This is a genomic window from Methylobacterium symbioticum (genome assembly GCF_902141845.1).
In the GTDB taxonomy this organism is placed as follows: Bacteria; Pseudomonadota; Alphaproteobacteria; order Rhizobiales; family Beijerinckiaceae; genus Methylobacterium; species Methylobacterium symbioticum.
Genome location: NZ_CABFPH010000019.1, coordinates 1 through 13,355 on the forward strand (window position 1 = coordinate 1; position 13,355 = coordinate 13,355).

Here is a 13,355-nt window from a genome sequence, read left to right on the forward strand (position 1 = left end):
CGGCGGTCGCGGTGCCGCCGGTGGCGCCGACCGCGGCGGCGGCCATGCCGGCGAGCACCGAGCGCAGGGGCGCCTCGTTGGCGCGCGCGCCGATCGAGACCGTGTTGCTCGCCCCGATCCGCGCGGTCACCGTGCTGCGCGGGTCGGTGGCGGCATCGTCGCCCTGGTACCAGATCACCGTCTTGGCCTGCGGCGTGCGGGCGTAGCCGGTGGCGTTGCCGGCGCTGTCGAAGACGAGGCGGCGGGGCGCGAGGCCCGTGCTGCTCGAGCCCGCGAAGAAGTCCTCCGAGGCCCGCACCGTGGCGCTGGCGCTCAGCGTGGTGTCGGCGGCGCCGCCCAGCGCGGCGCGGAGCGCGTTGGACAGGTTCTGCGCGGTCTTGGCCGGATCCGGGTCGATCGCGAACTCGCTGGTCGTGCCCGCGGTGACGGAGGTTCGCGCAGTGAGCGTGATCGAGGTGGTGGTGCCGTCGTGCAGCGCGAGCTTGATGGTGACGCTGTCGCCGACGACCGGGTTGGTCGGGGGCGAGCCGAGCCCCACGGTGAGGGAGGCCGGGCTGCCGCCGGTGATGTTCAGGGTGAGCCCGGGCCCGGGCGGCGTGTCGGTGGTCGCCGCGCTCTGCACGCTCGCCAGGGTGCCGGGCGCGATCAGCGTGTTCAGCGCGGCCTGCGCCGCGGCCGGGTCGGCCACCACGGGGAAGGAATCGGTGTCGCCCGAGGCGGGGTTGGCCCGGGCGGTGAAGTCGATGGTCGTCTGGGTCCCGTCCGGCTGGTTGACGACGACCCGGAAGCGCTGTCCCTCGGTCGGCGCCGCCGCGAAGGTGGCGGTCGCCGTGGACGCGGTCGCCGCGGTGTAGCTCGCCTGCAGCGCGCTGCCGGTCGTGGCCGGCTTCTCCGGCAGGGTGAAGCCGAAATTGGCGCGGACCTCGGCGCTCGTATCCTCGGACAGGCTGAACGGGGTAACGTCCGCCGCCGACGGGGTGAGGCGGCCGAACCCGTCCGTGCCGAGATCGGCCGTCCGCTGCTCCGCGACCAGGGTCTTCAGGCCGGCGAGGCCCAGCCCGGCATCGCCGTCGAGCATCTGGTCGTAGCCGATCACCGGCGCGGTCTCGCCGTAGCGGCCGGCGAACACGTAGGTGCCTGCCGCCGACTGGTTGAGGGCGTCGATCGCCGCGGCGAGGCTGTTGCCGGCGAGCGTGCTGCTGCTGATCGTGCCGTTGGCGTTGCGCACCAGGCCGTTCTGCAGGTCGGCGTTCAGGCTGTTGCCGAGGGTGATGAACTGCGTGAGGCTGGTCGCCGCGAGGTTGGTCCGCGTCTGCGCCGCGGTGATCGCGGCGTCGTAGCCGTCGAGGGCGCTGACGGTCGCGCGCGCCGAGAGGCTGGTCGTGCGCCCGGCGCCGAGCCCGCCATAGGTCTCCGCGGCCCGGCCGGTGCCGAGCTGCGTGGTCAGCGTGTCGAGCTGGGACTTCAGATCGAGGATCTGCTGGGTGTTGCGCGTCGCGGTGTAGCTGCCCGCGGCGAAGGGTCGGATCGTGGTCATGGCCGGGGCCCTCTCGGGAGGGAGGAATCGAGGTCAGGCGGACGCTGCGCGGATCCGTGCATGGTCAGAGCCTCAGCAGGGTGTCGAGCATGTCCCGGGCGGCCGTCAGCACCCGGGCATTGGCGCTGTAGGCCTGCTGCAGCGAGATCAGGTTGGCCATCTCCTCGTCCACGCTCACGCCCGCGCTGGTGGCGAACCGGCCCTGCGCCGTGGAGAGGGCGACGCTCTGGCCGTCGTCGAGGGTCTTGGCCTGATCGGCCGCGGCCCCCTGTGCGGCGATGATGTCCTGTGCGAAGCCGGCCACGGTGGTGGTGTGGGGGGCCGAGATGCCGCCGATGCCGCTCGACGACGAGAAGGTGATCTGCGCACTCGTCAGCGCGTCGTAGAGGAAGTTCGCCCGCGTGCCGTCCGTGCCCGTGCCGGCGGCGTTGCTCGCGGTGAGCACCGCGGTCTTGGCGCTGACGGCCGGGTTGATGGTGAGGCGCTGGGCGAGGCCGGTCGCTTGCGCGCCCGCATCGAGCGAGCCGGTGATGAGCTTGTTGCCGGACCCGTCCACGAACAGCGCGATCTGCGGATAGGCGCCGGTCAGGTCGGTCGCGGAAGTCGGAAGCGTGATCGTGGCGCTCGCCCCGGTCACCTTCGTGCCGGACGAGCCGGTGACCGTGATGGCGGCGGAGCCGCCGCTCGCCGTGAGGGTCGGGATCCGCGAGGCCGGATAGCCCTGCGCCGTCGCCCGGGTCGCGACCGCGTTGAGGGCCTCCTGGATCTTGGCGGCATAGGTGGCGGCGCCGCCCGAGATGTCGAAGGTCTGGGCGAAGGCGGTGGCGTCGTCGGTGAGCTTCGGATCGACCGGGGCGCTCCCCTTGTTCGAGGCGACGAGCACGACGTTGCGCACCGATCCGTCCGGCAGGGTCACCGGCAGGGTCAGGCTGTTGCCGGCCTGGATGCCGGAGAGGTCGATCGTCGCCGCCGTCCCGCTGACCGTGCCCGTCACGGTCTTGTCGGTCATGGCGCTGGCAAGCCCGCCGGCGAGGTCGTCGAGCTGGCGCTGCACCTGGGGCAGCACGCTGTCGCGCAATTCGAGCTGCGCCGCCATGCTGCCGGAGCGCAGCACGCCCGGCGCACCGAGATCGATCGAGCCGCTGCCCGGCATGGTGGCGGTGATGGTGCCGACGCTGCGGGTGGCGGAATCGGTGCTGTAGGCCGAGTTGGGGCCGAGGCTGGAGCGGGCATCGAAGGTCAGCGCGGCGGCGTTGCCGCGGTCGACCAGGGTCACGCCGGTCCCGGTCATCAGCGTGACGGTGCCGTCGCGCTGGGAGACCGCCTGCACGTCCATGTAGGCGGAGAGCTGCGTGATCTGCTGGTCGCGCTGGTCCTCCAGGTCGGCGCGCGCCGCCGGGTCGCTGGTCCCCTGGATCTTCAGGTTGAGGCCGGCGATGCCGCTGAGGAGCGTGGAGGCCGAGCGGGTATCGGTGGCGAGCTGGCTCTCGATGCCGGTGCGCAGGTCCTGCACGCCGCTCGCCATGGCGTTGATCCCGGAGGCGAGCGCCGAGGCGGCATCGACCACGTTGCTGCGCGCGGCCGAGGCGGTGGGGTTCGCGGCCAGCGTCTGCAGGGAGAGCGTGAAGCCGTTCACGAGCCCGTCGAGGGCCGTGGCGCCGCCGGGGGTGCCGAACAGCCGGTCGATCTGCGCCGCGACCTCGGCCCGGGTGGCGGTGTAGCCGGAGCCCGCGGTCTCCAGGCGCAGCTGCTTCAGGGCGGCCGCGTCGAAGCTGCGCGCGACCGCGCCGGTCGCGACCGAGCTGTTGCCGAGCCCGGCGACCGTGGTCAGCGTCCGCTTGGTGTAGCCGGCGGTGCCCGCATTGGCGACGTTCTGGGAGACGATCCCGATCGCCGCCTGCGTCGCCTTGAGGCCCGCCGTGGCCGTGGACAATGCGCTCAGGGTCATCCTGCCGCCTCCAGCCCCTCACGGTGCGACCGCGCGTCCGGCGGAGCCCTCCGGTCCCGCGGCGGCATCAGCGAATGACGTTGAGCAGATCGGACATCATCTGCTGCGCGGTCGACATGACCCGCGTGTTCGCAGAGTACGCCTGCTGGGTTACGATCATCTTAGAGAACTCATCGGCAATGTCGGTGTTGGACTGCTCGATGTTGCTGCCCACGACGATCGAGCCGCCGAGTCCGGCAAGCGGCGTCCCGGATTCCGAGGTCTGCGCGAAGTTGCCGCCGGATTCGACCTTCAGCGCATCGGGATTGGCGAAGCGCGCGATGCCGATATTGGCGAGCGCCTTGACCGATCCGTTGGAGAAGGTGCCGAGGATCTGGCCGGTCTCCGACACGGCGATGTCGTTGAGCGTGCCGGCGGCGAAGCCGTCCTGACTCAGGGCATTGGTGGTCGCCGCCCCGGCGGTCGAGGCGTATTGCGTCAGCGTGGTCTTGTCGAAGGCCAGCTTCACCGTGCCGAGATTGGTGCCGTTCACGGTCAGGTCCGTAAGCGGCAGGCTGCCGCTCGAGGGCTGCAGCAGCTGGCCGGCCGCGTCGAAGGTCACGCCGGTGCCGGCGTTGATCCAGTCGGACTTGTTGTTCGCGACCGTGGTGTCCGAGGCGTAGAACAGGTTCCAGACCGCCGGCGTCGCGGCGGTGGCGTCCTGGATCTTGGCCCAGCGCGTGGTCAGCGTCACCGGCGCGCCGTTGTCGGTATAGAGCGTCAGCGTCGGGCCGGCGATGCTGTGGTCGATGAAGTCGCTGGCGGTGGTCGTGGTCGTGGTATCCGCAGCCACCTTCTGGCCCGTGGTGTTGGAGCCGTCCGTGCTGGTCACCAGCGTCGTCGTGCCGGCCGGCGCGTAGAGGGCCGAGGTAGAGCTCGCCGAGGCGTTGGTCTTGGGCGTCGAGGGCAGGTTAGCGCCATAGGTGATCGTCGTGCTGCGTTTGGCCGCCAGCGTCGTGTTGGTGATCTGGATCGCGCCGGACGCGCCGACCTGGCCCGTGGCCGGATCGATGTTCTGGCCCTGCAGGTAGCTGCCGGCGCCGTTGACGAGGTAGCCGCTCTTGTCGAGGGTGAAGTCGCCGCGCCGCGTGTAAAGGTTCTGCCCGGTGAAGGTCGCCTGGTTGTTGGCGTCGCCGGTTCGCTGCTGCACCACGAAGAAGCCGTCGCCGCGCAGCGCCATGTTGGTCGCCACGTTGGTGGCGGTGATGTTGCCCTGCAGCGTGTTGGTGAGCTGGGACTGGGCGAGCACCGTGCCGGCCACCTCGCGGGTCCGGGAATTCTCGGCGATCAGGTCCTCGAAGCTGGTGTCGATGCGCTTGAAGCCCGTCGTCTGCGAGTTCGCGATGTTTCCGGAGATGTTGCTGATCGCGTAGGATTGCGCCTTCAGGCCGGAGACCGACGTCTGCAGCGCCGAGAAGATGTCCATGAGGGTCCGTCCCCGTGAGCGTGACCGCGCATGGCAGTCGTTCACGGGGACGCCGCAACCGGCGTGCCAGCGTCAAGCCCTTGAAATCATTGAGACCCGCCCGGCCGCACCGGCAGGAATCGACCCGGCGGTCCCGGATCCCCCGGCAGAATGTGCCGGGTCGCGGGCGCGTTTACGCACCGTTATCGAGGGCCGGCCTAGGGTCCGCGCGGGTACCGTAGGATACTCGCCATGCGCGCCAAGAGGACGAGTCTCGTCCACCTGATCTACTTCTCGCGGCTGAACCTGTCCTCGGACCCGCAGCTGCGCGCCAGCCAGATCGCCGACATCACCCGTCAGGCGCAGAAGAAGAACGAGTTCTCGGTGATCACGAGCTTCCTGCTCGTCGATCAGAATTTCGCCGCCCAGATCATCGAGGGCGAGCGCACCTCCGTGCACGAGACCTTCAACCGCATCGCCGAGGACCAGCGCCACCGCGACGTGCAGATCTGCGAGTGGCGCGAGATCACGAAGCGCGAATTCGTGAACTCGTTCAAGTGCGTGGTGCGCGGTCCCGCGACCGAGGCGCAGTTCGCCAAATCCAACCTGCTGCCGATGTTCCAGCGCGGCACCCCGAAGGCGAGCGCGATCCACGCGCTCGCGATCGCCCAGCAATCCGAAGCGATGTCCAAACAGGGCATCGACCACCTGTTCATCTAGAGTCCCTGCATGGAAACCGGGCATCCACGTTTGCGCGCCATGCTGGCCTGGACTGCCCCTTCCGCCTGGTCCGATACGGCGATTGACCCATGAGCGACACTCCTCCGATCCTCGTCGTCGATGACCAGGAAAAGCTCCTGCGCCTCGTCGTCATGCTCATGAACCGGATCGGGTTTCCCGAGGTCGAGGGCGTGACGAGCGGGCCCGAGGCCCTGGAGCGCCTGCGCGAGCGCCGCTACGCCCTGGTGATCAGCGACCTTGAGATGGAGCCGATGGACGGCATCGCGCTGCTGCGCGAGATCCGCGCCGACGACGACCTGATGAACACCCCCTTCATCCTGACCGAGGCGTCGTTCGACTTCGAGGACATCAACGTGGCGCACCAGGCGGGTGCCGACGCCTTCATCCTGAAGCCGTTCGACATGGCGGTGCTGAAGACCAAGCTGAAGCAGGTGCTGAACTCGAAGCCGCGCAAGCGCGAGGCGCCGGTGGCGGCGGAGTCGAGCCTGAGCAACGACTTCCCGATGCTCGGCAAGTTCTGAGGGGCGGTCGCGCGGACGGGACCGGCCCCGGTGCGGAGATCCGGCGCCGCGAAGCCCGATCCGGACCCGCAGCGCGCGAGGCCCGTCAGGCCGCGCGCTTCTGGTAGTCCTTGATGTCGGTGAAGCGCACCGCCGGATAGCGCTCCTCCTCGTAGCGCAGCGAGAAGGCGGTGCTCGCCATGAAGACCGGGGCCCCGTCGAGGTCGCGCGCCATGCTGGAGCCGTGGCTGTCCACGAACTTGTCGAGCTCGACATCCGAATCCGACGAGACCCAGCGGCAGACCGAGAAGCGCGAGGTCTCGTAGTCGATCGGCAGGCCGTACTCGGCGGCGAGGCGCTCCTTCAGCACGTCGAGCTGCAGCGCGCCGACCACGCCGACGATGGCCTGGGAGCCGTCCTGCGGCACGAAGACCTGCACCACGCCCTCCTCGCCCATCTGCTGGAGCGCCTCCTTCAGCTTCTTGGCCTTCATCGCGTCGGTGAGCTTGATCCGGCGCAGGATCTCCGGGGCGAAGCTCGGCACGCCGCGGAAGCGCAGATCCTCGCCCTCGGTGAGCGTGTCGCCGATGCGCAGCGTGCCGTGGTTCGGGATGCCGACCACGTCGCCGGCATAGGCCTCGTCGGCGATGGCCCGGTCCTGGGCGAAGAAGAATTGCGGCGCCGAGAGCGACATCGGCTTGCCGGTGCGCACCAGCTTGGCCTTCATGCCGCGCCGCAACTGCCCCGAGCAGACGCGCATGAAGGCGATGCGGTCGCGGTGGTTCGGATCCATGTTCGCCTGGATCTTGAAGACGAAGCCGGTCATCTTCGGCTCGGTCGGCTCCACGGCGCGCTTGTCGGCCTCCTGGCCGCGCGGCGGCGGCGCGAAGCGGGCGAGCCCGTCGATGAGGTCGCGCACGCCGAAGTTGCGCAGGGCCGAGCCGAAGAAGACCGGCGTCAGGTGGCCCTCGCGGAAGGCCGTGAGGTCGAAGGTCTTGAGGCCGCCCTCGGCGAGCTCGACCTCCTCGCGCCACGCGTCGGCCGCCCCGTTCTCGGTGAGCAGGCTGTCGAAGAGCGGGTCGGCGGGGCCCGAGACGGCGATCGTGCCGGCATCGTCCGCGGCGTCGAGCCGGCGCACGCGGTTGCCGCCGAGCTCGTAGGTGCCGGCGAAGTTGCGCCCGAGCCCGATCGGCCAGGTGACGGGGGCGACGTCGAGGGCCAGCGTCTTCTCGATCTCGTCGAGGGTCTCGAACGGGTCGCGCGCCTCGCGGTCGAGCTTGTTCACGAAGGTGACGATCGGGATGTCGCGGAGGCGGCAGACCTCGAACAGCTTGCGCGTGCGCGCCTCGATACCCTTCGCGGCATCGATCACCATCACGGCCGAATCGACCGCGGTGAGCGTGCGGTAAGTGTCTTCCGAGAAATCCTCGTGCCCCGGCGTATCGAGGAGATTGAAGACGCAATCCCCATACTCAAACGTCATCACCGAAGTGACAACTGAGATGCCGCGTTCCTTCTCAATACCCATCCAATCCGAGCGTGTCGAGACGCGATTACGCTTCGCCTTGACCTCGCCGGCGAGCTGGATGGCCCCTCCGAACAGGAGAAGCTTCTCGGTGAGCGTGGTCTTGCCCGCATCCGGGTGCGAGATGATCGCGAAGGTCCGCCGCCGGGCGACGGGATCCGCCTTCGCAGCGTCGGACGGGGTCTGTGTCTGCATCAGCATGGCGGGCTCGGGGACCGTGCGGGCGCACGGCTCGGTCGGTTCGGTGGCTGCGGAAATGGCGGGCCGGGGCGCAGACCGGCGATCGGGCGCATGTAAGCCGATCGGCCCGGAATCGCAAAAGGACGGGCGCTTCAGCCGCGCCCAAGGAAGGGCATCCGCGTTGCCGCGATGGTCAGGAAGGGCACGTTGGCGGAGAGCGGGAGACCGGCCATGTAGACGACGGCCTCGGCCACGTGGCGCGCCTCCATCATCGGCTCCGGCCGGAACGAGCCGTCAGCCTGGAGCATGCCCTTGGCGAAATCCTGCGTCATCTCCGTCGCGGCATTGCCGATGTCGATCTGGCCGCAGGCGATGTCGTGCGCCCGCCCATCGAGCGCGGTGGCCTTGGTCAGACCCGTCAACGCGTGCTTGGTGGCGGCGTAGGGCGCCGAGTGCGGCCGCGGCACCTGGGCCGAGATCGAGCCGTTGTTGATGATGCGCCCGCCGCGAGGATCCTGGGCCTTCATCTGGCGGAAGGCGGCTCGGGTACAGAGGAAGACTCCGGTCAGATTCACCGCGAGGCTCGCGTCCCAATCCTCGAGCGTGAGGGCGTCGATCGGTGCGGACCGCGGGAAGATGCCGGCGTTGTTGAACAGCACGTCGAGGCGGCCGAACTGCGCCACCGCCGCCGCGAACAGGGCTTCGACCTCTGCCTCGTCGGTCACGTTCGTCGGCACGGGAAGCGCCGCCGCCCCGATCTCGGCGGCGACCGCCTCCAACGCATCGCGCCGCCGCCCGGCAAGCACGATCGCGAAGCCCGCCGCGGCGAGGCCGAGTGCCACGGCACGCCCGATCCCGGACCCTGCCCCCGTCACCATCGCGACACGCCGCGCCATCCGGACCTCTCTCCGACCTGCATTGCCGTGCTCATAGCTGTTGCCAGGGAGCGGATCCACGGCTAGACAGCCCGGGCTCCCGGTGGGGCGTCGCCAAGTGGTAAGGCAGCGGTTTTTGGTACCGCCATTCCCAGGTTCGAATCCTGGCGCCCCAGCCAAAGTCTCAAGATTCTCAGCCGACCGTTGATTCTCCGGCTGTTTTCGGACCCGCCCGGGCCGACCGCTCCGTCCAGGTCCACTCGGGAGGTCCACTTGTCTGGACGGCAGGGATTCCTGCCTTGCCCCGCACCCACCTCCGCCGTCGCCGACAAACGGTCTTTTTTCGCCGTATCATCCCCCATGACCTGCGTCAGAGGTTCGGTCAGCGCGAGATCCTGCGCTCGCTCGGCCAAGCCACGCCGGGCGAGGCCCGACGGATGGCGCAACGCTTGTGGGATGGGACAGAGACCTTGTTCACCCTCGTCCGTTTCAACCGATCGCTCACGCGCGCCGATATCGCCCGGCTCGCGGAGCAGTACTTAGACTCCGAATCTCTGAAGCACGAAGGCCTCATAACGGCTATCGGGCACTACCCCAAGATCGACGACCTTCCTGGTGTCGACAGCGCGATGCTTGAAGACGGAATAGCCGATGGCAGCGATTTCGTCGGAGACTGTCCGAGGGGGACCCTCAATGATCCGGCCGAATGGGAGTTCCTCTATCAGTGCCGACTGGACGGCCTAAAGCGCGACCGGTCACTCAACAAATTCACATCCGTTCGCAGCGCGGCACAGGAACTCGCCTTACGCAACGAGATCGACCTCGACACCCCCACTCAGGAATACGCGCTCTGCCGCGCGCTACTCGACGCCGAAATCACGATCGCTGAGCAGAAACTGGCCTATCTGCGCGACGTCGTCAGGCCTCATCACCCCCTGCACGCGGTCGCCCATCGTCCGATTGTTCCTAACCCGCCCACTCGGTCCGATGCGCCAACGAAAAAGATGGCGCATCAATCTGAGAGATTGTTCAGCGAGATTTGGACCGCCTATAGCGACGATCGCGTCAGACACAACGAATGGAAAGAGGCTATTGCTCGCCAAGCCCAGTCGACAGGGCGTCTTTTCGTCGAGATATGTGGCGACAAGCCGCTCGAGGCCTATGGACCCGCCGATGCCGCAGAGTTCAGGCGTGCTCTGCTCAGCCTTCCTGGGAAATACGACAAGTGCGTTGAGTGGCGTGACATTCAGCGCCGAAGCGGCATCCGCGGCCTGATCGAGCATTGCAACGGTAAGGCGGACATCGATCGCCTGAAGCCTCAGACCTTCAACCGGCACCTTGCGGCCTTGTCGGGCATCTGGCCATGGGCTCAGGTCAACGAAGTCGTTCCCAAGGGTACGCCGTCGATCTTCGACGGTCTGCACATCAACATGAGCCGCGTCCGAGGTCGGCATCACAGCGCTCGGGACGAGCGGCCGGCGTGGAACAGTGACGAACTCGCGGCCGTGCTGAATGCAGATTTGTTTTTCGGAATTCGCAGTCGCCGAAGCTGGAAGAAGCCGGGTCCGCACGTCCTACGTGACGAACGCTACTGGGGCATCCTCATCGGCTGCCACAGCGGCATGCGACGCGGTGAAATATTCCAACTCCGGGTACGACACGTCGTACGACACAAGGAGACAGGAATCTGGCATTTCAATCTCAAGGATCCGACTCTTGACCTGAAAGCCGGAGGAAGCGCCCGATGGGTCCCTCTCCATCAGAATCTGCTGAGTCTCGGGTTGATTGAGGCATTGGTGGAGGGACGAGAAGAGAATGAATTGCTCCTCCCTGAGGGTGAGGCTGGCGCCGAGAAGACGGATACTCTCAATGATGGAGAGAACTCGCCATACGGCAGCGCCTTCGGGAAGTGGTTTCAGCGCTTTAAATCGTACCACGGTGTACGTGCTGACGTCACGTTCCACTCATTTCGACATTCGGCGACCACGCTCATCATAAACGCAGGTGCTCAGCCGAACTTTGTGGAGGAGGTGATTGGCCACGAGAGCAAGACCAGACGGTCTGAAATGGAGCGTTATTACAAAGGTCAGGCCTTGATCAAACTTAAAGACGTTATTGATCGTCTCATCTTACCAATTAACATCGAGAAAATGACCGAGGCCGCGCGCACCGGCGAACCACATCGGGTATCTGATACTCGACGGCAACTGACTGCCTGAAAATGAAATCGGCACGCTGTTTTGGCTATGCAGCGACCTTCCACACGGCTTCTACAGAAACTAGGCCGGCTCGTTTATGTGAAAATTTTGCGAATTCCTTGGTGGGCTATTGTCATGTCAGATACGCGGCTTCGCAGCGGACCTTCCAAACGATAATCGGACGGCTAAATCGGGTGGATTGCAGCTGTTCCGGTTTAGGGAGCAGGTCCGACAAAAGCAGACGCTCGGCAATTGACTGGAAATGGCCGTGACCGGCTGGTCCGCTTCCGAGCCGCTTCGTCGGATAAGCGGACGGCCCCCACCCAAATGCGAACGGGAGCAGGGCGGTCAGGCGCCTCGCCATCCTTATCCAGGGCGGTGCGCCGGCCAGCGCTGGTGCAGGTCGTCGATGACGAAGGCGTGGGCGTGCCGCCGTGCCGCGGCGCCGTCCAGGTGCGGATGGTCTGGCCCGAGGTCGGCGTGTGCATGCTCGACGACGTCCGGGTCCGAGGCGGGCCACAGCACGGCCGCCGCCGCGATGGCCGCTAGGGTGAGCACGCCCAGCACCGCGAGCGTGACCGGCATGCCGGCCTCGGCTCCAAGCCAGCCCGCCAGCGGATAGGTGACGAGCCAGGCGACGTGCGACAGGGCGAACTGAGCCGCGAACACCGCGGGCCGGTCCTCGGTCGTGGCCGAGCGCCGGAGGAGCCGCCCGGTCGGGGTCTGAGCGGCCGAGTAACCGATCCCGAGAACCAGCCATGTGGCGAGCAGCATCGGCCAGCCGATCACGCCGCCCCAGGTCGTTGCGGCGAAGGCGAGCAGCACGACGCCGAGGAGGGCCGCCGCCGGCAGCATCACGGTCCGGTCCGGCAGCCGGTCGAGCACCCGCGGCAGCAGAAGAGCCGCGACCATCGAGCCACCGCCGAACAGGCCGAGCGCGACCGCGACGTCGTTCTGGGGCCGGTGCAGGATGGCCTGCACGATCACGACCGTGTTGACGATGACCATAGAGCCGGCCGCCGACACCGCGAGGTTCAGGGCGAGGAGGCCCCGCAGGCGCGGCGTCGCGAGGTAGATGCGGAGGCCGCGGGTGGTCCGTTCGTAGATCCCGCGGCGCTCGGTCGGCTTCGGGCTCGGTAGGCCGACAGACACGACGAGCGCCGCCGAGCATAGGAAACCGACGACCGTGCCGCCGAACAGCCAGTGGAAGTTGATCACCGTCAGAAGGATGGCGGCGAGCGCCGGGCTGAGCAGGTTCTCCAGGTCGTAGGCCAGCCGCGAGAGGGAGAGCGCCCGGGTGTAGTCGCGCTCCTCCGGCAGGATGTCGGGAATGGTTGCCTGGAAGGTCGGGGTGAAGGCGGCCGAGCAGGACTGGAGCACGAAGACGAGGACGTAGACCTGCCAGATCTGGTCGACGAAGGGCAGGATCAGGGCGACGGCGGCCCTCACAAGGTCGGTCGTCACCAGGAAGGCGCGGCGCGGCAACTGCCCGGTGAAGGCGTTCGCCACCGGCGCGACCAGCACGTAGGCGACCATCTTGATGGCCAGCGCCGTGCCGAGCACCGCACCGGCCTCGGCCTTGGCGAGGCGATAGGCCAGGAGCCCGAGGGCGACCGTCAGCAGGCCGGTGCCGATCAGGGCGACGACCTGCGCGGCGAACAGGTGGCGGTAGGTCCGGTTTGCGAGGACGCTCAGCATCGGGCACCCCTCACAGGTACTTCGCCAGCGCCTTGAACTCGGCGAGCGCGGCCCTGGCCGTTTTGCCGCCGTCGGCGACGCCGTCGCCGATGCAGTGCTCCATGTGGTCCTCGATCAGGGTGCGCTTCGCGTTGGCGATGGCGCTCTCGACCGCTTGGAGTTGCTGGGCGAGGTCGAGGCAGGGCCGGCCCTCGTCGATCATCGCGATGACACCGGCGAGGTGGCCGTGTGCGCGCTTGAGGCGCTTGACGATGTCCGGGTGGGAGGCGTGCACGTGTTCCATGTTGACATGCTATCCTCCTGGATAGGATAAGGGAAGGGTATTTGACGCGTCGGTCGGACCACGGCTCGACGGGGAGATTGGATCGGGTGTCATTCGGGCGGCGTCTCATGACGATGGCCGTGGCGTTGCTGCTGTCGGCGGTGACGGTGCTGCCGCTGCTCGCCCATGGCCGGCACGAGGCGACGGGTCCCGTCGCGCACGCCATGCCGTCGACGGCGGTGCAGGATCATGCGACCGACCACCAGGATGCCGACGAGTTGATCCACCACACGCAATCGCACGCGCAGGGTGTCATGCCGACCGCGGCCGAGGCTCCCGCGGCCGGCCGGGCCTCGGTGGCGCGACCATTCACCTGCGCGGACGATGCCTGCCGCTTCGGCGGCGCTGCCGAGGGGCCGTTCGAGCCACCGAGGGCCTGAGGCCGCT

General features: G+C 67.9%; 11 protein-coding genes and 1 tRNA gene. 5 read left to right on the forward strand and 7 right to left on the reverse strand.

Annotated elements, in window-relative coordinates:
• The 3 genes from MET9862_RS08975 to MET9862_RS08985 form a co-directional block, all read right to left on the reverse strand.
• On the reverse strand, positions 1–1,537 hold a 1,537-nt coding region (locus MET9862_RS08975; protein ID WP_142582691.1), incomplete at its 3' end, for a flagellin.
• 64 nt (positions 1,538–1,601) lie between these two features.
• Positions 1,602–3,485, reverse strand: a complete 1,884-nt coding sequence (flgK, locus tag MET9862_RS08980) for a flagellar hook-associated protein FlgK (RefSeq protein ID WP_142582692.1) — start codon at positions 3,483–3,485, stop codon at positions 1,602–1,604.
• 67 nt (positions 3,486–3,552) lie between these two features.
• Positions 3,553–4,950, reverse strand: a complete 1,398-nt coding sequence (locus tag MET9862_RS08985) for a flagellar hook protein FlgE (protein ID WP_142582693.1) — start codon at positions 4,948–4,950, stop codon at positions 3,553–3,555.
• A gap of 231 nt (positions 4,951–5,181) precedes the next feature.
• Between MET9862_RS08985 and MET9862_RS08990 the strand changes: the two genes are divergently transcribed.
• On the forward strand, positions 5,182–5,649 hold the full coding sequence (locus MET9862_RS08990; RefSeq protein WP_142582694.1) for a BLUF domain-containing protein: 468 nt from the start codon (positions 5,182–5,184) through the stop codon (positions 5,647–5,649).
• A gap of 89 nt (positions 5,650–5,738) precedes the next feature.
• Positions 5,739–6,191 (forward strand): response regulator, encoded by a 453-nt coding sequence (locus MET9862_RS08995; RefSeq protein ID WP_142582695.1) that lies wholly within the window; start codon positions 5,739–5,741, stop codon positions 6,189–6,191.
• A gap of 85 nt (positions 6,192–6,276) precedes the next feature.
• Here MET9862_RS08995 and MET9862_RS09000 read toward each other — a convergent pair whose 3' ends face one another.
• Positions 6,277–7,896 carry a peptide chain release factor 3 gene (locus tag MET9862_RS09000; protein WP_142582696.1) on the reverse strand — a complete coding sequence of 540 codons (1,620 nt, stop codon included), beginning with the start codon at positions 7,894–7,896 and terminating at the stop codon, positions 6,277–6,279.
• Positions 7,897–8,027: 131 nt separating this feature from the next.
• Complete coding sequence (locus MET9862_RS09005; protein WP_142582697.1) at positions 8,028–8,771, reverse strand: SDR family oxidoreductase; 744 nt, start codon at positions 8,769–8,771, stop codon at positions 8,028–8,030.
• An 83-nt stretch (positions 8,772–8,854) separates the two neighbouring features.
• Between MET9862_RS09005 and MET9862_RS09010 the strand changes: the two genes are divergently transcribed.
• Both MET9862_RS09010 and MET9862_RS09015 read left to right on the forward strand, forming a co-directional pair.
• Positions 8,855–8,929: transfer RNA gene (locus MET9862_RS09010), tRNA-Gln, on the forward strand.
• A gap of 120 nt (positions 8,930–9,049) precedes the next feature.
• Positions 9,050–10,969, forward strand: a complete 1,920-nt coding sequence (locus MET9862_RS09015; RefSeq protein ID WP_123834326.1) for a DUF6538 domain-containing protein — start codon at positions 9,050–9,052, stop codon at positions 10,967–10,969.
• 345 nt (positions 10,970–11,314) lie between these two features.
• On the opposite strand, the gene MET9862_RS09020 is transcribed toward MET9862_RS09015, so the two are convergent.
• Together MET9862_RS09020 and MET9862_RS09025 are read right to left on the reverse strand one after the other, a co-directional pair.
• Positions 11,315–12,646 carry an MFS transporter gene (locus MET9862_RS09020; protein WP_024830174.1) on the reverse strand — a complete coding sequence of 444 codons (1,332 nt, stop codon included), beginning with the start codon at positions 12,644–12,646 and terminating at the stop codon, positions 11,315–11,317.
• 10 nt (positions 12,647–12,656) lie between these two features.
• Positions 12,657–12,929, reverse strand: coding sequence for a metal-sensing transcriptional repressor (locus MET9862_RS09025; protein ID WP_024830175.1), 273 nt, complete (start codon positions 12,927–12,929; stop codon positions 12,657–12,659).
• A 107-nt stretch (positions 12,930–13,036) separates the two neighbouring features.
• On the opposite strand from MET9862_RS09025, the gene MET9862_RS09030 reads away from it, so the two are divergent.
• Positions 13,037–13,348, forward strand: a complete 312-nt coding sequence (locus MET9862_RS09030; protein WP_024830176.1) for a hypothetical protein — start codon at positions 13,037–13,039, stop codon at positions 13,346–13,348.
• Positions 13,349–13,355 lie beyond the last annotated feature (7 nt).